Consider the following 22,813-nt stretch of genomic DNA (forward strand, 5'->3'; position numbering starts at 1 on the left):
GCCTCGACAACGCCGAGGCTTATTCTTAATCAGGCTGGATTCATTAGCCTTTGAATTCAGCAAAGTACTCATCCAACACTTTGCGTGTTGCACGACCGATAAGCTCGTATTCGTGGTGAGTAAGGTTTGCTAGCGAAACTCGAACTGATGCATGCACTACATCGAAGCCTTGGCCTGGAAGTAGGATAACAGCGGTTTCATGTGCAAGGCGGAACAGGAAGTCTTTGCCCTTCTCGCTCGCTTTGAACCATTCAACGAATGCTGGTCCGTACAATTTGCCGCCCAGAGTGTCGAGCTCAAGCAGTGTGTAGTAGTCCACACGATCTTTGTTTTCTTCAATTTCTACACCCATGTTTTTGTACAGAGTTTTGTAACGCTCGCGGATGATGCGTTTACATGCTTCTTTGTAGTTTTGTTCCGAGTCCATCAAGCAGTTCAAAGAGAACAGCGCCATTTGAACTTGTTGAGGAAGAGACAAACCTGCTGTGTGGTTAAGCGCTACGCTGCGGCTGTCTGCTACGATACGGTCAATAAACTTAATCTCACGAGGTTCCGGAGTCAGTGTTTTGTAACGATCGTCCAACTCAAGTTGACGCGCTTCAGGAAGGCTGCGCATTGCATCGTCAAACACGTTGTTGTGTTGAATCGCAATCGAGCCTAAACGCCAGCCTGTTGCACCGAAGTACTTCGAGAACGAGTAAACACAAAGCGTGTTGTATGGCAGTTTCGCAAACAGTGAGACAAAGTCATCCGCAAATGTGCCGTATACATCGTCAGTCACAATGAACAGGTCGCTACGTTCGTTGTTCACGAAGTTCGATAGGTTATCCAGAGTTTCATCCGAGAACTTCACAGACGCTGGGTTTGCTGGGTTCACAACACAAAGCAGTTTGATGTCTGTATCTGCAAGCTTTTCGATTTCAGACATCGGCAGCTGCCATGTTGTCTCATCCAAACGTAGTTCAACGATTTCCAGTTCGTATTCACTCAGTTCTGGAATTTCTAGGTACGGCGTAAAGATTGGAGTGATTAGCGCGACCTTGTCACCTTTCTTCAACAGACCGTTGTTGAACATAGTTTGGAACGTGTACGTCATAGACGCTGTGCCGCCTTCCGTTGCAAACAGATCGAAGTCTGTTGTCATTGGCATCGGGCCGTACATCTCTTCTGCAATGTACTGCTTCACAACGGTTTCGATGTTCGTCAACATACGTGGTGGCACTGGGTAGTTACATGCAAGGTATGCGTTAACCAGTTCATTCAAGAAAGCTTGCTTCTCTAGACCCAAACGGTCTTTTGCGTAGCTCAGCGACTTTTCTAAGAACTGCACACCTTGGTCTTTCTTATTGTCGCTTGCAAACGTGTCAAAGCGTTCAACAATGCCCACACCATCTGGAATGCCACCGAAACCACCATCTAGGTATGAATAAGTGCGCTCGGCTTCCAATATTGCGAACTCACCCAAACGAATGAACGCTTTACGCGGTAGTGTCGCAAGAAAATTAGGATTACCACGACCTGCATCTAATAAAGCGCGGTCAGGAACAGTTTGTGCCACTTCAATAAGTTTATCTTTTAATTCAAATGGGCTTAAATCTGCAAATTTTGAAAAATCAATTGTTGTGTTTTGCGTAGTCATAATATTTGCCTGAATTTATTATTTAGTGAAATTTGGATAATACTTTCCCTACCGCCTATTTAATTAGGTGATAAGAATGTTCGAATTTATTTAAATTACATGCCTGCGTTTAAAGTAATTATTCCGACAATAATTGGCCCCCATAGGGTAAGCAGTACATTCGCGACTGCATAAGTCACGGTGAATGAGAATACTGGTGTTGCATTACCTGTTTTTTCCATTAAAGCCGCGAATGCTGGGTTTGCACTTCGTCCACCTGTAACACAGCCAAGTGCTTCAACTGGATTCTTAATCTTCAATACAAAATATGAGAAGAAGAACGAAATAATCTGAGGGATAATCGTTACACCCATGCCAAGGAACAACAGAGACATACCGTGTTCTTTGATGGTGTCGACCGCTTGAGGACCAGCCTCAAGGCCAACAATGCCTACAAATGCTGCCAAACCGAAATCTCGAATAAAGTTCGCGGCACCCACAGGAAACTGAGCAACATGCGGATTGCGGCTACGCAACCAACCGACAATCAAACCTGAGATCAAACAACCTGCACCAGAACCGATAGTGACGGGAATACCAGCAATCTTAAAACTGATTAAACCAATTAATAGGCCAACCACCATGCCCATACCAAGCACGACTAAGTCAGTCACGTTTGCTGAGCCCATTCGCTGACCAATGTTTTTCTCAACGCGATTGATGTCTTTTGCGGTACCAGTAAGCTGGATGACGTCGTTTTTCTTCACCACAAGATCCGGCGTCATTTCAATTGAGTTGCCTTCACGAATATAGTCTGTCACATAAATACCGCGCATAGAGCCTTGGTTCGAAGCCTCTTTAATCTCTTGCAGCGACTTACCAATCAGTTTGCGGTTGTCTGCGATCAGTTGACGGTTTTCTTCAATAACTTCATAGCCTTCTGGAAGTGCAATCTCGTTGTCAGCCAAACCATCTTGCAGCTGATGTACTGCATTACGGCGACCTGTTACAACAATGACATCCCCTTCTTTCAGTGCTGTGAATTTGTCCACGTCTAGCACTTTGCCATCGCGTTGAATCAATTCAATACAAGCAGCCAGAGCGTGTTGGTTTAACTGAGCTAAGGTTTTGCCTGCTAGCCCACCATCTTTGCTCACTTTAAATGCTCGTGTAACCAGCGCTGTGATAGCGTTGAACTCACCCGGCGCTAAATCACGCTTACCATTTGAATTTTTCTCTTCTAGAGCAATCGCTTCTGCTCGGATATCCCACTTCATCAGTGTTGGGAATACCCATGTCACCATCAGAATTGGACCAAGCGAACCAAAGATGTACGTAACTGCGTAGCCTACTGCGACGTTGGTCTGCATTAGGTGCTTAGCTTCTTCTGTCACAACACCAAGACGTGCGATCGCATCACCCGCTGTACCGATGATTGCCGATTGAGTCAAACCACCAGCTGCAAGGCCTGCTGCCGTACCTCTGTCTAGATCAAACATCCAAGCTGCTGCTAGTACACAAAGCAGGCCAGACACCGTCATCACTACAGCGGAAAGTAGAATGTTGATGGTTCTAAAGTTCAGTGCTTTGAAGAACTGCGCACCACCTTGATACCCTACTGCGTAAATAAAGAGCGCAAAGAAAATGCTTTTTACGCCGGGATCAATATGAACACCAAATTGCCCAATAATCACACCCATTAATAATGTTCCGGCAACACCGCCAAGAACAAATCGACCAATGGTAATTTTACCAACCATATAACCGAGCGAGAGCGTAATAAAGAGAGCAACAAATGGTGCCATGTCAAAAAGGTTAGAAATAATTTCCATGACAATTTTACTCTTACTAATAAATATAAAACTCAAATAATCTAACGAATAATCTTTCACTCATATTTGTTGGATTATTTAATTTAAAAAGCATCTCGTTTGCTTCGAAGCGAATATTAGAAACAAAACCTCACAACTCGTAATCCCATTTGAAGGATGAAACCATCACTTCGCATATTCAAACGCAAACATTGAACAATAATTGTCGAAAATTTAATAACTTAGTGGTCTGAAATGAACATCAAATAAATTGGAAAATAAATTTATTTTTATTTTCACTGTCCAAAAAGCTACTTTGTTGCGCTATTCCCTCTATATAGCGCATAACACCTTTCGTTTGATGGATTAGATCCTCCAAAAGCGATTATCACGGATGCCATCATTTGCCTTATCTTTCCATTCATCAAGTTACTAGAGAAAAACACCATGAACTCAATGCCACATGAACTTGTGTGGGGCGAAGTTTACTTCCCTCCCTTGTTGCTGGTTATTGCATTGGCTTACATGCTCACCATTTTGGTCGGAACCGTTGCTACAAAACTGGGACTCCACAAATACGTTGCATTTCCTGCACTCGCAGAGCTAAGCCTAATTGTGATTTTTACTGGCGTTATTGGTCGATTCATTACCATATTTTGAGGCAAATTCCGTGATAAAACGTTATCTCATCACACTGCTACTACTGTGTTCAGCTGGCACCGTGATTTTCAGCTACTACCAATCATACACTGACAACCCATGGACTAGAGATGGCCAAGTTAGCGCGCACATCGTTTCTATAACCCCCCGCGTGACAGGACAAATCATCCAAGTCTACGTTGAAGACAATTCGCAAGTGAAACAAGGCGATTTGCTGTTTGAGATTGACCCAAGCATCTATAAAGCGGCGTACCACAAAGCGCTAGCAGCTCAAAAGCAAGCCATTGCATTACTAGCAAAGGCCAAAAATGAAGAGCAGCGAGCACTTAAGTTAGAAAAGCGCACACCTGGCGCTGTACCTGTACTGACATTGAATAACCTAGACAATGCGGTGGAGACAGCCGTTGCCAACGTAGAGCTCGCGAAAGCCAATGTTGAAGAAGCCAAGCTAAACCTTGATTACACAAAAGTTTATGCGCCAACGAATGGTTATATAACTAATTTGAACTTACGCGTCGGCTCTCAAGTCGTCGCTAACTCCCCAGTCGTGGCTTTGATTGATGAAGACAGCTTTTGGATCGAAGGATATTTCAAAGAAACGGATTTAGTTGGCGTTGATCCACAAGATAAAGCCTACGTGACCTTAATGATGCACAATGAAGCTGTGCTGGAAGGAAAAATCAAAAGCATTGGCTACGGCATTGCGAAGCAAGATGGTAGTACTGGTAACGATCTTTTGCCCAATGTGAACCCTAACTTTCAGTGGATACGCTTAGCTCAACGCATTCCAATTAAAGTTAAATTAGATCACTTACCGAAAGATTTTCAACTACGTGTTGGTATGACGGCCTCTATCAAAATCATCAAACAATAATGCGGTGGAATGTATGTTTAATGCCTCAACCAAAGAAGCAATCAAAGCTGCGCTGTCTATCGTTATCGCGATCTGCCTTGCCTTATGGTTTCAATGGGAGAAACCGTATTGGGCAGCGATCGCAGTCGCGGTAATGGCATTAAATGAAAGCTTCGCTCACTCAATAAACAAAGGTCATAATCGCTTATTAGGAACCCTCCTTGGCATCGGTTATGCCTTTTTCCTCATCACGACGTTTTCTCAAGATCGCTTTTTGTTTCTCACCTTCTTCACCTTGTTTTTAGGTGCGTGCATTTTTATGTCGAGCGACGAAAAGTATGGTTATGTGTTCTCTATCGGTTTTGCTGTGTGCTCCATCATCGCATGTATGGGAGGATTTGATAGTCAAGCAACGTTCCACTTCGCTGTTCTTCGCATGCAAGAGACTATTCTTGGTGTGATCACGTTTTCTGTTGTGTACCGATTAGTCTGGCCAGTCAGTACAGAACAAAACTTCATTCAACGTTTTGAGACCAGCAGAGAGGCGATGCTTAACGCTATGAAATCGCCCAATGATATAGATACTGAAGCTCTTGAGACCAACAGCGCCAACATAGAAAAGTTGTTCCAACTGGTCGGTTTACCACTTACTGGCAGCTACCACTTGAAAGAACATCGTCAGCTATGGCGTGCGCGTTTAAATGAGATGGCACAAATCCAAGACCGATTGCTAGAACAAGCAGATAAATCGCAAAGTCGTGAGATCGATTGGCCAACGCTAACGCAGCAACTTCAAAGCTTTGATATTAAAAATCCAAGTACGTCGCTCATTGGTCACGTTGCTTATGTCATGCAAAGAGAGAAAAACACGGTTTGGCATCACGAGCATCGAACGTTTATCCAGCATTTGAATGAAGACGGCAGAAAGGTATTGCAAGGTGTATCCATGTTCGTCACTTCTTTGTTGATCTGGATTTATCTGCCCGTACCCGGAGGTTTCATTTTTCCGATGCTAGCAGGCGTGTTCTCTTCAATCGTTCCTACTATGCCACCAAGCATTATTAAAGATGCATTTTTTGGTGTGATAGGCACTGGCACGGTGATTCTATTGCAATACATTTTCATAATGCCAATGATGACCGAGCTTTGGCAGCTTGGGCTATTCTACTTCATCAACATCATCGTAATTTGGAAGGTGTTTTCCACACCAAAACTGATGGTACACAGAATTCTAGGTATTAACTTATTGGTTGTCTTGACATCAGGAGCGCTCAATTTAACCCCAGCGTATCGAATTGAAACGCCCTTGCTGATGCTGGTAAACATTATGATCATTTTGATGATTGCCAAGTTGTTTACTGATCTGTTTCGTGTTCGCGTTACGGTCTAAGCGTCACCTCCGTTCTTGAAACTAAAGCCCTGCATTGCTTCTGCTATGCGGGGCTGTTTGTTTGTGAGCTAGCCATTATTCCTCCGTAACCCATAAAGCGAGGATAGTATCCATCAAAAGCGATTAACGGTATTTCTCTTCACCTCATAAAATCCTCTCATTGATTCACGAAATGCAATCGAAAACTCTGCATTCACAACGTCAATCACAGCAAACACATCTATCTAACTGAACAAGAAGTTCAGTGACACATTAACTGTCTGAGTCTCGAAGGTTTGAGACTATTCAGAGTGGAAACTGTCATGAGTTTTTTTGAATTACGCGCCGGCAAGACGTCTTCTCTTACTGTGCTCGCGAGCGCACTAATGCTTACTACCCCCACTTTTGGCTTCGCCGCTGAAGAGACGACGACCTACAACGAAGTAATCGAGCAAGGCCGAGCGCTGTTCGACAAATACGGTATCAGTCATGATTTACCAAAACTGGCCATCAGCTCTCTAGTTCAAGGCGAGCATTTGGTCGAGCATGCCCACCGAAGTGTTAAAATCGGTGATAGCGTTCGCGATTCGTCCGTCTACTTGGTTAAGAACACCGATAACAAAGGCAACATTGATCTGCGTATCAAGTACAACCCTGAACAACTCGATGAAAATGAAAAAGTACTTGATGAGATCGAAGCTTTCACACGAACAGAATACCGCCTTCGAAACTACGCGGAGAGTTTTGATCCGTCATCAGTAAGAGCCAAAGAGGATCAGAATGGTAATGTGATCATCAGTTTTAATTACTCAAAATACGGTCTTCCTCAAGATATCGCCTACTTTCGCTTTTTAAGCGTTGATATTGAGTTGGTTAATGGTGAACCGAAACGTATGGTCATTACCAACGATAAACCGTTCACACATCACAACTACCAAGTGGATTCTTACGATCAAGAGATCCTCTTCCAGAAATTAACATCAGGCAAAATTGCGATTGCCAGTAAAAACACCAAGATAGTTGGTTCAAAGAAAAATAAACCCCTCGAAATGATGAGCAGCGTAAAACCGGTAGCGATTTATGAAGATAAGCTTGGCGTGCAAGTACTAGACGAAAAACGCTTGAATGAGGTCTCTGATCCACGCATGCAAGAAGCCAGTGTTAAGCTAGACCGAGTTTTTCCTTTAATGGGTGATATGGTTCGTCGTCAAGGTATCGATTTGCCTCTGCCGTTTGGTGTGTCGCTAGCGTATCGAAATCAAGATATGAATATTCCATTTAATGATTTCACGATTGAAGGCATCGGCCTTAATGAACTGTTTGATCCAGAAGACAGTGTCGGCATCGTCAGTGCTGAGAGCATGACGCTTCGTGGCGATGTAAACATCCTGCCATTTTGGAATGTATTTGGTTACATCGGGAAAGTTAATGTCGATGCCAATGTTAATGCCGCTTACACGGGTGAAGGTGGTCAGTACATAAAAGATAAGCTGAACGATAAACTGCCAGGATTAGGTGATAAGTTTTGCGATGGTTTATCTGCACTTTGTAGTCGCGGACGCCTAGACGTGCCGCTGCATTTGGAATATGACCTTCGTGGTATAGGTACAACCCTTTCGGTTGGCTATAAAGAATTCTTTGCTTCTGTCACTGGTACCTATTCGCAAACTCGCTTAAAGGGCTTAGATGATTGGGGCGATGGTATTGTTACTGTACAGCCGATGTTGGGTTATCAACTTGTCGATTATCGCACGCAGTTCTTTGTCGGAGCAGAATATCAAGGACTGGACGCTCGAATGGACGGGCATGTAAAAAGCGGTGATATCGAATTCGATTACGACATTGGTGTAGATCTTAATCAATGGGCGTTTTTGACTGGTTTCAATAAGCAAATCGGCAAAAACTACAACCTGACCTTTCTCTATAACAAAGGGGAAACTCGAGAGTCAGTGACCTTAAATCTTGGTTACCGTTTCTAGCTCTCAGGAAGAGCCCGCCCCTATACGATGGTAGGACTGCATCCTACAAAGGCGATTACTGAAACTGTCGCCGATGTCCTACCATTTGAGCCATCAATTCAACAAGCCATCCAACCATTCACGGATTAATGCCAAAGCGTCAGGACGTCGCTTGTTAGATGCCGTTTAACATTTTCGGTGTACGCACCAAATGACTTTTTGGACATAACAATGACTTTACTCAATCGCTCAACTTTAGCCATTACCATCACTCTTGCCTTAGCAGCTTGCAGTGATGACTCTGGTAAACCTAGCGTTCCTAACGGCCCGAAGCCACTACAACCCTTACCACCAGAGCAAATCTCTTTGGAAATTGGTGATGCGACCATTCAAGCCACTAAAGAGTCCCTTGTCATCACACCCCTTGATGCGGATGAAAAACTGGCAGCGGTAGAGGCGTTCAAAGGTATCCAATTTGCGCAAGCAGACCGCTTTCAACACAGCATTGTGGCCCCACTTGAAGGCGATATTGATGCGACTCAGTTCGGTGATGCGTGTCCGCAGTTAAAAACCACCACACAAACGCAGTCAGAAGATTGTTTGAATCTAAACATTTGGCGACCAGCCGGGACAGAAGCGTACGCAGATTTGCCAGTTTATGTCTTTATTCACGGTGGAGACTTTGAATACGGCGCGGGCTCAGAACCGCTGATTCATGGTGATATGGTGGTTGCACAAGGTGCTGACGATGGTAACCCGTTTATTGCTGTTACTTTTAACTATCGTTTGGGCTTGCTGGGCAGTGTTTGGGTCGATGGTTTGGACAACCCTGAGGGCGGTAACTTTGGCCTAGGTGATCAAAAACACGCGCTTGAATGGGTTCAACAAAACATAGAGGCATTCGGCGGCAATCCGTAGAATGTGACACTCATGGGTCAAGGTGCGGGTGCCATGTCGGTAGGAATTTTACAGCAATCAAAAGGCGATGCTGCAATCGCAGGTGAGCACTTTCAACGTGCCATCATGCAAAGCAACGCTTACGGCTTTGAATATAAAAGTTACGATGTTGCCAAGAGCCAAAGACCAGAGCAAAGCGTTGAAGATCTGACGTTACTACCACTTGAAGAGGTTATGAAGGTACAGAGCGAGATGCTTGATCCTATTCAGCGTCTCAAAAACTGGGTACTGACCGCTGCGAATATTCCGGTTATCAGTCCAACACGCGACAACAGCCCATTAGCTACGTTGATGCCATTTGCGCCTTACATCGAGCATCGCCCACCAGCGTTTCTAGTGAAAGAAGTTCCAGGCTATCACTTTACTGAACAAGCGATTGAGAGTGAATGGATCGTACCGACGGTAATTGGCTCAAACAGTGCAGAAAGCAATACTCTAGGCATGCTGCCGAGCCTGACATTTTTGATCCCAACTATTATTGAAATCTTGAGCCAAGAAGCGCCAGAAATCATTGAAAGTGGTGACGAAAACTTAATCGTCGAATACATGGTGGAGTGGCTAGAATCGGAAACGAACTTAAACCGTTTACGCACCGAATATCGTTCATTACTCAACGATTCAGCTTCGATTGAACTCGATCTTTCTGACTTATTGGAACTGCTGCCTAGCACCGCTTATGAGACGATGACTAAGTTGTTCTTCGGTTTGGGGAACTCCGATTCAACAACGGAGTTACTTGCTCTGGCTGACTTCTTCCCCAACGATGAAAGCGAACTAAATGGTGCGACCAAAAACATGCAGCAATTCAAAACCACGTTGCATGATTTGCTCTTCACGGGTCCAAACCGTCATAAAGTTTCAACTGAAGAAGCAACAGGGGCAACGCCAAGCTTCTACTACTTTGACTACAAACCTGGATTCAACGTATGGACTTACAATACCAAAGGTGAAAATGGCGATCTCGACGTTGGCGATTTACTCAAAAGCATCAGTTGTATTGTCGGCGCTTGCAATGCATCGGAATTACCATTTGTGTTTAATAAAGCATTAAAGCTTGATGGTTCAAGTGTTCGTCCAGGTAGCAAAGACAAAGCAATGATGAACGAGCTCTCTCGTATGTGGTTTAGCGAACGTTTATTTGAAGACTTCCAATACAACAGCGCGACTGATCGAGTACTGCTGATCGATAACGATGGCGGTATTCAATCCACGCAAGACTGGGACAATGCTCATCACTCAGGCATCGATCCAAAACTGCGCCAAGGTCGCCTCAATGGTCTCGAGGAACTTGGGCTGATTCTGAGTCACATGTAACGTTATCTTCAGTCACTAAAAACTCGTTACCGAATACCTAAAAGCCAGTTCGCTGGCTTTTTTCATCCTTATTCCTTGAACATAATTAGGAAGGTTTACTCATGTTTCCTAACGCCATTCGTGCTCTGCTACTCTTTATCTTCGGCGCGCTGTTGGTTGGCTGTGCCCAGCCCTACCCTCAAGTTGAACCGGATTTTGAAGCCAATTGGCAAACTACTCAGCATCAAGCCGAAGTTTACTTAATTCCTACCGCTCCAGAAGCCTTTGCTCGTCGTGTTGAACTGGTAAGAAACGCTCAGCAAAGCATCGATATGACTTACTTTTCTTGGGAGAGTGACACGCTTGGTTTGATGCTACTCAATGAACTCAAACAAGCAGCAGATCGAGGCGTGCAAGTTCGACTCACTCTCGATGATTTATTGATTTTTAACGAGAAATGGCTTGCTGATCTCAGCGCTCACGACAACATTCAAATCCGTTTATTCAATCCGTTTGATTCACGTAAGTCAGGTTGGATTGGTCGCGCCGTCAACTTCTCTACTCACCAACAACGTTTGGACAATCGTCTGCACGAGAAGTACTTCAACGTCGACCATCAATGGATGATTCTAGGTGGACGTAATATTGGCGACGACTATTTTGGTTACAGCCGCAAAGCCAACTTCTTTGATATGGATGTCTTGTTCAAAGGCAACATTATTCGAGCGTTCGACCAGAACTACCAACAACTTTGGGACAGCGAGCATGTCACGCCAATAGAAAACATCGTTAACGTTACCCCAAACTATTCCACGTTTACTAAAGCGCTTAATAAAGGTGAGAAAGACAAAAGCATCATTCTGGCTGAAGTTGAAAAACAAGTTAAACACCTGACCAATCCCAACTTCATCACTGCGCAAGTCACCCCCGTTTTCGACTCATTAGACAAGTTAAAAAACAACAAACCCTACTTTAGAAAACGGGCAGAACACCAAGTTTGGCAACAAATAACCTCTGCATCCAAAGCAGTGATATCAACGCCTTATGTGGTACCAAGCGATGGTGAATTTGCCTTTATTGATACCTTGATGGAGCAAAAAGCGGACATCACGTTAATGACGAACTCGTCTGCATCTAATGACTCTGGCTTTATTCCGGCTTATTACGAGGAGCACCGCCAAACCTTGTTGGATAAGGGCGTTCATCTACTTGAGTACAAAAACCAAGCGAAAAATGATGACCATTACTTCCATGCGGATACTTATTATCACAACAAGACGGTGATACTCGATGATCGGCTTACTTATATCGGCTCATCAAACTTCGACCCAAGATCGGATTTCCTCAATGTGGAATTTGGTGTGTTGGTCCAAAGCGAAGCCTTTGCAGAACATGTCATGCACTACTTAACTCGACAACAAGATGAACTTTTTTGGCGAGTGTCTCGAGATGGACAAGGCCAAACTCAGTGGCAATCAATGAATGAGATCCATACTAAGAATCCAAACTATGGTGGATGGCATAAGGCGCCTAACTGGATATTCAAGAAACTGAATGGTGAGTTCGAACTCTAAACAATCAAGACTTAAAAAGGCTCTCTATCTGCAAGGATGAGAGCCTTTTTAATGCCCGCTAAAACTGCGTGCCTAGTGAGAAGTGAACGCGGAATTGGTCTCCTTGCGGAGTATCTAAACCATAAGCAAAGTCCACTTTGACAGGCACGTATTTTGAGTTCCATATCAAACTCAGCCCTGTACCGCTTTTCCAATCCACCCTATCGTTGAAGGCATCACCAATATCATAAAATGCCCCAAGCCACAGTTGGCGGTAGACCTGATATTGATATTCCAGCCCAGCAGTAAACATGTAACGAGCACCCGTTAAATCGCCATTTTCATCTCTCGGAGAGATAGACTCATAACCATAACCACGAAGATTGCCATCACCTCCCGCAAAGAAGCGTAATGATGATGGAATATCGCTCAAAGTGTCAGCGACATTAATGCCAACATTGGAACGAAAGTGAAACTTGTGTTTTTCACTAATATCCCATGACAGAACACTGTTGCCCTCAATACGCAGCAAACGAGAATCGGAGAAAAAATTGGGATCCGAATATTCCAGTGAGTAGACGTGACGGTGCTTTACTTCTAATTGATCGTTCTTGCGATCAAGCAGTGAAAATGTCACCCCCGGTAATAACAACTGTGATTCGTTATTCTCCGACGCTTGTTGATAACTTTCTTGCAAATAACGAACGTGCATGGTGCTTTGCCAATCACCGTCTAACTGCCAGTGCTTTTCAAACGATAAATCATTAGAAAAACTCGATGTGTCCCGATAGTCGACATGCTTAGATTCAAACTGAATCCCGTAGTAATCAGTTAGAACATTTTTGGTGGGTATCTTATAACCTAGTAATAGCGATTGTTCCGGTTTGGAAGCGTACGCTTGTGCCTCAAAACTGTGTCCACGTGCGTTATACCAAGGCTTGGTCCAGTTTAGCGAAGCGCGCAACCCCAAGTCTGTCGAATAACCTCCACCGACTTGCACAATATTGCGTGAATTCGGCTCTGCGAGTACTTCTATCGGCACCTTATGACCATCGGATATCGCCTCGAAATCCGCTTTCACAATCACACTGCGAAACCAATCAGTACTGGAGAGATCGGCCTGATATTGACTCAATTTCAAAGTGTTAAAATCGTCGCCCCACTCAAATGTTCTCATCGCTTCTATTCGAGCCGTTTCGATACCCGACGTAAGGACAGAGAGCTCTCCAAATTGGTAACGAGAACCACTAGAGAAATGCAGATTCACATGAGCTTGATTCAAACTTGGAATGACTTCCAAAGACGATTCGATAAAACGTCCATCTAAGTAACCTTTTTGCTGAGCCAATGAAATCAAGTTTCGTTTTAGCGTGTCGTACTCAGAATGAAGCAACGGCTGCCCTTGTTTAAGTTGAGCTTGATTAATTAGTTCGATGAAATCTTGATCGTTACTGGCCTCTCCCGACACAGCAATATTAGATTTTTTGACCAACATAACCTCCCCCGCGTCAACCTCAAGCGTGATGAGATTATTCTCTGATCTCTGAACTCTGAGCTCTGAGCTCTGAGCTCTGAATGATAGTAGCCATAAGGGTTTAACGCATTATTAACCATCTGCGTTAGTCGATTTGAGGTAATGTTTGAAACAGAGAGTTTCGTTAGTGGTGTAAGGTGACTTTCAAGATTTTTCTCTAATATTGGTGTTAGCCCTTTGATTTTAAATTGCGCTCCGAGTGCATGATGTAAAGGCATAGAAGCTAAAACTGATATACCTATTATTTGTTTAATGAGAGGAGACACACCGCTACCTAGTTTAGCAATACACTCGACAAGGTTAATGATGGAATGGCATATCAGTTAATCGCGTTTGTAGGATTGCTCCCTACGATATCCTCTCGAAAATTCACGTTTCACAAGTAGATACTTTGAACGATAAATTGGCTCAAGCTAGGAGGTGGCAAATCATGCGGTCTAAAATAGGTATACTGTTTGCCAAAAATACAAAACCCAACGCTGAATGGATCTCATCAAGCGTTGGGTTACATTGATAATGTGTTTTTTTAATCTAAAAAGCGGTCTGTTTGTAAAACTAGATCGAAGAACAGTTTCCTTTTTCTGCCATGTCGACTTTTAGTACTTCTGCTTTACCTTTGCTTTCGTCTACGAGTTCTACGCCCGCACCACCAACAAATACACCCATTTTAATGTATTGATTAACGAAATAATTACGGCCCTCTTCCGTTAAGATAGTTAAGTGATTTTCAGAAAACTCAGACTCTGTACTTACTTGATGTTCTTTATTGCCTTCGACCTCATGGTAGAAGAATACACCAGGAGCGGTTTCACCAATACATTCCCCATCGACGTAAACATACTTTTTAAGCGCTGCTCCGACAAAAGCATCTTCTCGGTAAATGTAAATCCCTGCGTTCCCCTTTTGAGGTGCTTCAAATGATTTCATTTGATTTGATACTGTCGAATCAACAGTAGGAACAGAAGCACAACCTGACAAACCCAAAAGGAATGCGGAACACAGAATTACTTTATTTTTCATGTTATTAACCTAGCTACGATAAAATCGCGCCAACCATACTATAAATAAATACGTTCACTTATTGGTATTTTTGAAATTTGTGATTCAACCTATGCAATAGCACTCATTTAACGTATAGATTGAGCAAACATTAGCGATATAATAATCACGAGAATAAAATGCCCTGTATCTAACGATCACTAAATGCCACTTTACTCGCTAGACTGATAAGTAGAATACCTGAAACACCTTCAAGAGTTCTTGAATAACGCTGAGAGTGTGGACGACTAAATACCCAATTACCCACAGATGCGTACAAAACGTTACATGTCGTCGCAAGTACGCTGAACAGCAAGCCAAGTACTAATAATTGCATTGATGTTGAGCTTGCAGACGTATCAATAAATTGAGGCAGAAATGATAGGAAGAATAGCGCTACTTTTGGATTCAAGACGCTGACGATAACTCCCTGAACAAACACATTTTTATTATTATCAACATTTTTGTTTTCAACGATTTTACTTTCTCCACGCCACATGGACAGTAATGACTGAACACCTAAATAAACTAGGTAAGCGGCCCCTAACCATTTAACAACGCTAAAAGCCAAAGATGAACTCAGAATTATTGCTGATAAACCTAAACATGCCGCTAGTGTATGAAAAAAGTAACCAACACCAAGCCCCAGAGCCGCTTTCAGCCCAGCAGATAATTTACCTTTTATTGTATTGGAAACAATATAAATTACATCAGGTCCAGGAATCATGTTGATAGCGAGACAAGCGACAACAAATAATAATAGTGAGTTTGAATCCATTCTTTTCTCCAAATTAACGTCTTGCGGATAACATTTCATCGAACTACAAGTAATGCAACGTCCAGGTTTCAATTGGTTATATTTAGTATTAACAACACGTTACTAATACTACAGCACTGCACGAAGAGCACAATCATGAACAGTGATACGAATTAAATTATGGGCCTTTGTTAGCCCTTTGAATGATAATATCTAGCATCGTTTGGTTATAAGCTTTTTCCAGCCAGAAGCTCTTATGGAAGTTAACATATCGGCTATTTAGTATACTTAATAGACCGTCAAATCAGATAGATTATCTATTCTTATTTCTTCAAGCCTTTTGTGCTTCATTTTCCTGCCTCACTAAGCAGCAACTTAATACTTGCTACACCAAAAAATAACGCGAACACGCCTTCAAAAACTGCTTTGGATCTGAGATAGGTTTGTCTGACCTTTTTATGCGCGAAAAGAAAAGCATAGCCAAAGAAAACCAAAGCACTAACCAGCCCCACAACAAAAATGACCGACAACAATTCCAACGGACTGGCCTTAGGAGGAACCCCTATCGAATAAAGCGCACCGAAAAACAGAATAGCCTTTGGGTTAGTTAAGTGAATTAACACTCCGGTTAAGTAGTTACCCTTCTTTGTCGTTACGTATGTTTTGGGTAACTTTAGCTGCTCGATGTTGCAGGCAGAATGTACGGACTTTAAAGCCAAATATAAAAGATAAAATGCCCCACAATATCTAAGAATTTCAAAAAGCCAAACATTGCTATAGAGTATGGTTGCGAGACCAAAAGCGGCTGAGGTTGACCAAAATAAAGACCCCGTTAAAACACCTGCAGCCAAATACCCACCAAAGCGCCGACCGTGGTTCATTGACGTGCCTGCTATCGCAAGAGTTGCAGGTCCGGGGCTAGCGATGGCAGCGATAGCTGATACGACAATCAGTGAATAATTTATCTCTTCCATTTTTACTCTAAGCCTCCAAATGGAGTTTTATCAACACTTATCGCGGAATACTCTATTGAACGTACATCAGAAGCGTAATACTGATTAAAACACCAAGTGTCACGAATCGAGTTGAGATTCTTTGGTATTTTACTGCTCCAAAATAACATCAAATCCGCCATAAATGAGACGCTTTCCATCAAAGGGCATTGGGTTATTATCTGGACTCATTCGAGGATCACCCATGATCCGCAGCCACCCTGAGTCTCGAACTTCTTTTGAAGGCCAGACTACCCACGAAAACACAACGGTTTCGTTGCTTTCAGCGTTAACTGCCATGGGAAATGATGTGATCTCACCATCTGGTACTTCACTCCCCCACGTCTCAACAACCTTTAAGGCCCCAAACTCCCTGAACATTTCTGCTGCTATTTTTGCGTGTGCGATATACTTTTCTTTATTCGCTGTCGGCACTGCAGCGACAAACCCATCAATGTATGACATAAGTAAACTCCTTTCATTGGAGTTATAACCATAGCTCAATAAAAAGAATGCACATGATGCCAAACCATAGAAGCAGGTACGTAATACAGCTTGAGAGCTACATACCTAGCTTGGACTTTATATGCATATTTGAAAGGTATGTGTTTGGATCAAGCTTGGTTAGCATATTTATAATCTCCAAAACACTCGAATACTCAATACGTTCCTCTTCAGCATGCCCGATCCCACCTATTGTAAAGTGAGTAAAGCGGTAATCACGATAAACGTTTTGCAGCTGGCTAGAAATATCTTTGAGTAATCTTTTACTGAGGGTGAATGCAGGGTATTCACTACTTTCTGAAAGCTCGGCTGTAGATCCAATAGATACAATATTGCATTTATCGTTAAGTGAACCTAAAGCGTTAAGTTCATTGACTAGATTAAGAAACCCAATCGGACCAACATTCATAAACTCAATCAGTTCGTTTGTTGTCAATTCTGAAGACTCTCCCCACATGGACGCCAAATAAACTATGATGTCAAACTCTACACCTTTGAAGCACGTGTAATCTGGTTTTTTATCGGGATCAACGTCAATACAAACAGAAACTACTCCATCCTCAACTAGCTTTGATCTAGAAATCGTATAAATTTCTGTACCCTGTAAGTTCGTAGCCAAGAACCTTCCTAGCCCCTTACTACCTCCAACAATTAAAATCTGCATAACCCCGTTCCTTCGTTAAGGTTGTCTTTCATATTATCCGCCAAACTGTGCATTAGGCATCACTTTAACGTTTCTGTTGCCCTACTTAGTTCTATCTTCAATTTCATCGAATGGTTCAACTGAAATACGCTCTGCAATTTCACTCATCTTCTTCATTTTTTCTGGGTTACTAGTTCCCCAAAACCGCTCCCAGTCTTCACGTGTTCGCCACTTGGCAATAGTTAAAACCTTTTCCGGTACATCGTAAGAACGAAGCATAAAACTACCAAGAGCCCCATCTACTGACTGATGAATTGAATCTGTCGTCGAACGCCATATATTTTGAAACTCATCCATTTTTTCACTTGGCACACGCCATTCATACACAACTCTAAACATAACACTTCCATTAAAATTTCTAGATTTAATACGGCAAAGTATCAAGAACACTAAGCCAGGTTAATAGATGAATAAAGCAACATAGCAGAGCGTAGAGCAACCTAAAAAACAAAGCGTAAACGCTCTAAATCACTCCGATTCGATTAGTCATGCACACATTCAAAGATTTCGTATTGACGTTTAACATTGGCTGTTACTTTTCCCCAATGTGAGGCTTGAACTCTTTCCTGATGTTGCTTAAAAGAGGCTTTGTCGACGAACTCCTCATAGACATCAAAACGAAAAGGATTAGTCGAGCTTTGAGTCACAAGAAAAGTAAGGCAGCCCGGCTCTTCTAACGTGAGCCTTTTGTGAGTTATTAACACATGTTTTACTAATTCTAGATCCTTTTCCGGAACTAAAATAAAGCCTTTCAATGTAACTTTCGACATATCATCCTCCCGCTCCTATCGTGTAGCGTTTCGTTAAGAAGTAGCCAACACGCCCTCAATCTCAACCATCATATCGCAAATGTGAATCTCACCATGAATTAAAATGCCACGTGTTAGGAATCTATTTCTAATGCCCTATCGACCTACGAACATAAGGTTATCTCTACCCTTTCTTTGCCTTTACCGATGTTCTTGCGTTTTAATTGAATTTGGCCGACTTCTGATGTGCGCTTTAAGTGAGTGCCACCGCAAGGCACTTGCGCAAACCCATCCACTCTCCAATACCTTCTTTCACTCTCTTGATCGGAAAAGTCACTAATAATGACTGAATCAGAGTTAATCAAATCTTGCACATCAGTTTCAATTTCTTTCAATAGCGGGCCAATACTTTCAGACCACTCGAAATCTATGCGACTCTTATTTTCAGAAATATGCGCGCCTATCTTAACAATGCCTTCCCGACGCTGATAAAACATCTCGAGCACCACTTCAGCCGCAAAGTGTAGCTTCATTAAGGCGTATCTACGCTTCCAATCAATATTCGTAGTTACAATGTCACCAAGAGTAAAATTTGGAGAGGATTCCAATGTGTAAATAAGTCGAACACCTAACTTTTGAGCAATCAAAACCGGAATACCATTAATCGTTCCTTTATCACTCTCTTGGCCTCCAGACTCTGCAAAGAAGATAGTCTGGTCCAATTCAACCTTATTTCCGTCTACATTGCTCACTCTTGAGTTAAGTTCTGTTTGGTAGGGATTAACCCAAAATAATTTCTCGCTCATGCTGCTATCCTTGCAGTAAGTCCTATCTTTGATAGTACATTCAGTGACCACCAAGTCAATTCAAGAAACCTCACCGTCAAATGTAAGGCTGTGTATAGAGCACGAGCAGGCTAGACCTATTAGATGCGTTTAAGGCCGGATACTAAACGCTGTCTAAGGGTTTAGCTAACAACCCGTAAATTGCGGAATCTGAGACTACTCCATTCACTTCCCAACGCTGCCTTAGGAAACCTTCCTTTATAAAACCTAACCGTTCCAAGACTTTACCTGAAGAAGCATTGTCTGGATCTATCTCAGCCTCGATTCGACGTAGATTCAGTGTTTTGAATGCGTGTTCGATTAATGCAGTTCCCGCCTCTAATACAATGCCTTTACCCCAGAAATGACGACTCACGCCAAAGCCAATTTCTGCGCGCCTAGACTCTTTCACGTGATTAAACAGCATTATCTTACCCAGAAGTTGGCCATTGCTCTTTAGGAAGATGCCTAGTGTCACTTCTGTATTCCTATTCATGGCCTGTGTACTCTTGGCTATAAATGTCCGCGCTTCTTCAATTGAAACCCAAGGGCCAGAGTTCCAATATTTCATGACCTCATGGTCTGAGAAGATGTCAAACAATTCGCTTGCATCATCTTCAACTAGCTCTCTTAAAATTAATCGTTCCGTTTCAATCTTTGTTACTAACATTTTGGGGTCAGCCTTTTGGTTCGTTATTGGTGACGAAAATCCAATAAAAGTGTGAGACACGTAATACAAATGATTTCGTATGAGACTTTTAAACAAGCTCAACGTACGGCAAAAGCGCCACGTGTAACGATTCTATATTGAAGCAAATTTTAGACATTCAAGTGCGTCAACAAGTAACCGCTGAACGCATCAAAGCTTGGGGGTGAGTTGATCATAAGTCCTAAACTCAGGCTCAAAATAGTCCATATACTTTATTATCGCTTAGTGACGATTTCCTTCAGTACTCTGGCTGGGTTGCCACCAACAACGACATTGTCTCCAAAACTCTTTGTAACGACTGCGCCAGAGGCTACCACCACGTTGTTCCCAAGTGTTACGCCAGGGTTGATTACGGCATGGCCACCTATCCAACAATTGTCACCAATGTTTATGGGCTTTGCTAGCTCTAAACCACTGTTCCTCTCGATAGGATCTAAGGGATGAGTCGCAGTATAAATGCCAACTTGAGGCCCAAGTAAACAGTTATCACCAAACTTAACTTCCGCAACATCCAAAATCACACAACCAAAATTAGCGTAAAAATTATCTCCAACGTGAATGTTGGATCCGTAGTCGCAATTGAAAGAAGATTCAACATGAATATCGTCACCTGTTGTGCCGAACAGGCGCTTAGTGATTTGAACTCGCTTTTGTTTATGCTCAACAGAGGTGGCATTCAATTTTTCAGTTAGTAACCTAGCGCTCAACCTTAACTTTAATAACTCTTCATCACTTGGGTCATAAAGCTCACCTGCTAACATTTTCTCTTTTTCTGACATAAAACTTGGACTCCAATACCAATTTTCTTACAACGCTACATTAAGTATGTGAGTAACGCTACCACCTAAGCAAGGCTGTTCCACCACGAAAACAAAGCCCGACTTGAACCCAAGTCCTCAGCGTTAACAATTTTTTCAACAAACTAGTGCACTACCACCACCGTTCTCACTAACTTATCACCGAGCCGTTGCCTCTTTTTACCAAGAATGAAAATTGAGTCAATAAAACCTAAGAATGGAGTAATAACATTTCGAAAGAGCGACTGAAAAATATTGCACTTTTTACCCGTTCTTGCACTTATAACTGCAATGCCCAAAAGTTTTTTACCCACACTTTGACCATTTGGTAAACAATCAGAAAAAAGGTAATACGATACAGTCGCAGTTACTGCTGTAGCGCGCACAAGCTCTTTTTCAATACCGATTTTTAAGCCGCCCCATAAAACGAGCGTAAAAATGCTAAAACTGACAAAAAGATCAATCATTTGTCCAACACACCTAACTCCCGGACTAGCCAAAACGTAATTTTCTAGAGTAAATTTTCCTGCATTTTTCATTTTAAAATTTGGACTAACAATTGTTTATTTATGAACTAACGCTATTGAGACAGTAACATCCCCACTAAACCTAATCCATACTTCCGTAAAGCACGGTCGAACCTGATTTTGCTATCTTTTCAATATATTACCACGCTCGTTCTAAAGGCTAGATTGGTAATATTTCAACATCTCTTCTTGATTAAGCGCTTTACTTTCTAACTTTTGTTGATCTTTAAAGATTTGAGCTAATGAAGGGAGAATTGAGCGATTTACTTTATAGTCATCAGACCAAAGTTTCCCTCTCATCACCGCTTTTGCACAATGAAAGTACATACTCTCTATGACTATTTTGATAACAACCTTAGGATCTTTACTTCCATCGGGGCAAGCAGATATCAAGTTGGCGTCGGTGTGAATACTTGCGATTCCTTTAATACGGAGCACTTCATCAATACCATTTACCATCAATAACAACCCTACCTTGGGGTTACTAATGATATTTTTTAGACTATCGATACGATTGTTCCCCGAGCTATCAGGGAGCAACAATGTTGATTCATCTAAAACTTTTACGAAGCCAGGCTCCCCTCCTTTAGGAGAAAGATCGATATACCCTTGTGAATCAGCGGTACTTAGAACTGCAAAATGGCAATTATTAATTAATGTAATCGCATGAACATCCAGCACAGGCAGAGCTTTATTTTTAGCTCTCGCACTTGGCTCTGCGTAAATTTCTTTTAACTGCTCTATTGTTTTAATTTCACTCATTCAATGTTATTCCTTCACTATCGTATAATGCTTTGCTTGTAAGCAAGCAGTAACTCTGACTTCTTGTATAAGCACTCGACATAACTCATCGTAAAAATACTACGAGTACAAATTATCTCTTTAATACCTTGTTATCTAAAGATTTAAAGTTTTTCACTAAACTCCCCACACTGCTTACACTTATAACCATGCTTGTAAAAAAACAGTGGAAAACCCAGTAAAATAAAAACTAAGAAAGCTGGGCGTTTACCTTTTGTAAATGCAAATAGATCTTTACTACCACATTTAGGGCAAACGTCTTTTTCTTCATCAACGTCAACTTCATTTCCCAATGATTCTGAGAAATCGCTACTAAGTATTTGTTTCGCATCTTCTGCATCACTTTCGGCCACCATCAGACGGACGCCGCCAATTGCATTTGAATAAAGCCACTGAGTATTTACCGTGTGCTCGTCAGCGATGTAACTTTCTATTCCGACACTATCTAGGCTTGCTCTCGCAATATGAGCTTCATGAGGAAAAGAAAACCTTGCTACTACAATCACATATTACTCCTTGTGGGAAAGCGCTCCCGTAAGGTATAAGAAACGCTAATTGGAAATGCCATGTATGGTACGCTAGCCTGAACCGTTTGTTGTACCTAATCACCCAACCACAACTATTGAAACTACATCGACATCAAAACCATATGAAAAAATAACGGCAAACAAACAGCCACATGAGCCATGTCGGTGCTTGATACATTTTTCAACTTTATCACGAGCACGACCATAACCCACACTGTAGCGGACGCTAAGCCTAGATAATTATCTAAGTCATTGTAATAATCATACTTATCAAGGAAA

The 22,813-nt window shown here is 42.3% G+C and carries 20 protein-coding genes and 2 pseudogenes; 6 read left to right on the forward strand and 16 right to left on the reverse strand.

The window, feature by feature from the left end; all coding sequences use genetic code 11:
• Positions 1 to 43: 43 nt before the first annotated feature.
• Together R7Z78_RS17380 and aspT are read right to left on the reverse strand one after the other, a co-directional pair.
• The gene (locus R7Z78_RS17380) at positions 44 to 1,639 is read right to left on the reverse strand and encodes a bifunctional aspartate transaminase/aspartate 4-decarboxylase (RefSeq protein WP_104975372.1); all 1,596 of its coding nucleotides are present in this window, start codon (positions 1,637 to 1,639) and stop codon (positions 44 to 46) included.
• 95 nt (positions 1,640 to 1,734) lie between these two features.
• On the reverse strand, positions 1,735 to 3,450 hold the full coding sequence (gene aspT / locus R7Z78_RS17385) for an aspartate-alanine antiporter (RefSeq protein ID WP_104975373.1): 1,716 nt from the start codon (positions 3,448 to 3,450) through the stop codon (positions 1,735 to 1,737).
• A 426-nt stretch (positions 3,451 to 3,876) separates the two neighbouring features.
• Here aspT and R7Z78_RS17390 point away from each other — a divergent pair, with 426 nt between their 5' ends.
• The 6 genes and pseudogenes from R7Z78_RS17390 to R7Z78_RS17415 all read left to right on the forward strand — a co-directional run bounded on the left by R7Z78_RS17390 (position 3,877) and on the right by R7Z78_RS17415 (position 12,093).
• A complete protein-coding gene (locus R7Z78_RS17390) occupies positions 3,877 to 4,089 on the forward strand; it encodes a DUF1656 domain-containing protein (RefSeq protein ID WP_005377106.1) in 213 nt (70 codons plus the stop codon).
• 10 nt (positions 4,090 to 4,099) lie between these two features.
• Entirely contained in the window at positions 4,100 to 4,963 is an 864-nt protein-coding gene (locus tag R7Z78_RS17395) for an HlyD family secretion protein (protein WP_047009848.1), read from the forward strand.
• A gap of 13 nt (positions 4,964 to 4,976) precedes the next feature.
• On the forward strand, positions 4,977 to 6,332 hold the full coding sequence (locus tag R7Z78_RS17400) for an FUSC family protein (RefSeq protein ID WP_104975374.1): 1,356 nt from the start codon (positions 4,977 to 4,979) through the stop codon (positions 6,330 to 6,332).
• A gap of 302 nt (positions 6,333 to 6,634) precedes the next feature.
• The gene (locus R7Z78_RS17405; protein WP_064368471.1) at positions 6,635 to 8,290 is read left to right on the forward strand and encodes a hypothetical protein; all 1,656 of its coding nucleotides are present in this window, start codon (positions 6,635 to 6,637) and stop codon (positions 8,288 to 8,290) included.
• A 210-nt stretch (positions 8,291 to 8,500) separates the two neighbouring features.
• Positions 8,501 to 10,540: pseudogene (locus R7Z78_RS17410) on the forward strand (carboxylesterase family protein).
• 101 nt (positions 10,541 to 10,641) lie between these two features.
• Complete coding sequence (locus R7Z78_RS17415; protein WP_104975375.1) at positions 10,642 to 12,093, forward strand: phospholipase D family protein; 1,452 nt, start codon at positions 10,642 to 10,644, stop codon at positions 12,091 to 12,093.
• Positions 12,094 to 12,151: 58 nt separating this feature from the next.
• On the opposite strand, the pseudogene R7Z78_RS17420 reads toward R7Z78_RS17415, so the two are convergent.
• From R7Z78_RS17420 to R7Z78_RS17485, 14 genes and pseudogenes are all read right to left on the reverse strand, one after another.
• A pseudogene (locus R7Z78_RS17420) lies at positions 12,152 to 13,824 on the reverse strand (autotransporter assembly complex protein TamA).
• A gap of 337 nt (positions 13,825 to 14,161) precedes the next feature.
• Complete coding sequence (locus R7Z78_RS17425; RefSeq protein ID WP_005377099.1) at positions 14,162 to 14,626, reverse strand: DUF2846 domain-containing protein; 465 nt, start codon at positions 14,624 to 14,626, stop codon at positions 14,162 to 14,164.
• A gap of 169 nt (positions 14,627 to 14,795) precedes the next feature.
• Positions 14,796 to 15,422: a LysE family translocator gene (locus R7Z78_RS17430; protein ID WP_017634580.1), complete on the reverse strand. Its 627-nt coding sequence runs from the start codon at positions 15,420 to 15,422 to the stop codon at positions 14,796 to 14,798.
• A 326-nt stretch (positions 15,423 to 15,748) separates the two neighbouring features.
• Positions 15,749 to 16,375 carry a LysE family translocator gene (locus tag R7Z78_RS17435; protein ID WP_042523838.1) on the reverse strand — a complete coding sequence of 209 codons (627 nt, stop codon included), beginning with the start codon at positions 16,373 to 16,375 and terminating at the stop codon, positions 15,749 to 15,751.
• A 129-nt stretch (positions 16,376 to 16,504) separates the two neighbouring features.
• Positions 16,505 to 16,858: a DUF1428 domain-containing protein gene (locus tag R7Z78_RS17440; RefSeq protein ID WP_005387184.1), complete on the reverse strand. Its 354-nt coding sequence runs from the start codon at positions 16,856 to 16,858 to the stop codon at positions 16,505 to 16,507.
• Positions 16,859 to 16,955: 97 nt separating this feature from the next.
• Positions 16,956 to 17,561 carry a hypothetical protein gene (locus tag R7Z78_RS17445; protein ID WP_053350312.1) on the reverse strand — a complete coding sequence of 202 codons (606 nt, stop codon included), beginning with the start codon at positions 17,559 to 17,561 and terminating at the stop codon, positions 16,956 to 16,958.
• An 81-nt stretch (positions 17,562 to 17,642) separates the two neighbouring features.
• Positions 17,643 to 17,939 (reverse strand): antibiotic biosynthesis monooxygenase family protein, encoded by a 297-nt coding sequence (locus tag R7Z78_RS17450; RefSeq protein ID WP_025768092.1) that lies wholly within the window; start codon positions 17,937 to 17,939, stop codon positions 17,643 to 17,645.
• Between the two features lie 143 nt (positions 17,940 to 18,082).
• Positions 18,083 to 18,370, reverse strand: a complete 288-nt coding sequence (locus tag R7Z78_RS17455; RefSeq protein WP_104975376.1) for a putative quinol monooxygenase — start codon at positions 18,368 to 18,370, stop codon at positions 18,083 to 18,085.
• A 143-nt stretch (positions 18,371 to 18,513) separates the two neighbouring features.
• The gene (locus R7Z78_RS17460) at positions 18,514 to 19,155 is read right to left on the reverse strand and encodes an alanine--tRNA ligase-related protein (RefSeq protein ID WP_053350311.1); all 642 of its coding nucleotides are present in this window, start codon (positions 19,153 to 19,155) and stop codon (positions 18,514 to 18,516) included.
• Between the two features lie 142 nt (positions 19,156 to 19,297).
• Positions 19,298 to 19,843, reverse strand: coding sequence for a GNAT family N-acetyltransferase (locus tag R7Z78_RS17465; RefSeq protein WP_053350310.1), 546 nt, complete (start codon positions 19,841 to 19,843; stop codon positions 19,298 to 19,300).
• A 254-nt stretch (positions 19,844 to 20,097) separates the two neighbouring features.
• Positions 20,098 to 20,661: a sugar O-acetyltransferase gene (locus tag R7Z78_RS17470; RefSeq protein ID WP_005389307.1), complete on the reverse strand. Its 564-nt coding sequence runs from the start codon at positions 20,659 to 20,661 to the stop codon at positions 20,098 to 20,100.
• 143 nt (positions 20,662 to 20,804) lie between these two features.
• The gene (locus tag R7Z78_RS17475; protein WP_053350309.1) at positions 20,805 to 21,218 is read right to left on the reverse strand and encodes an RDD family protein; all 414 of its coding nucleotides are present in this window, start codon (positions 21,216 to 21,218) and stop codon (positions 20,805 to 20,807) included.
• A gap of 141 nt (positions 21,219 to 21,359) precedes the next feature.
• Positions 21,360 to 21,968: a pyridoxamine 5'-phosphate oxidase family protein gene (locus tag R7Z78_RS17480; protein WP_005389306.1), complete on the reverse strand. Its 609-nt coding sequence runs from the start codon at positions 21,966 to 21,968 to the stop codon at positions 21,360 to 21,362.
• Positions 21,969 to 22,111: 143 nt separating this feature from the next.
• Positions 22,112 to 22,513: a DUF2007 domain-containing protein gene (locus tag R7Z78_RS17485; RefSeq protein ID WP_005377076.1), complete on the reverse strand. Its 402-nt coding sequence runs from the start codon at positions 22,511 to 22,513 to the stop codon at positions 22,112 to 22,114.
• Between the last annotated feature and the right edge of the window lie 300 nt (positions 22,514 to 22,813).

The sequence above is a fragment of the Vibrio sp. 1167 genome (genome assembly GCF_033340375.1).
GTDB lineage: Bacteria > Pseudomonadota > Gammaproteobacteria > Enterobacterales > Vibrionaceae > Vibrio > Vibrio alginolyticus.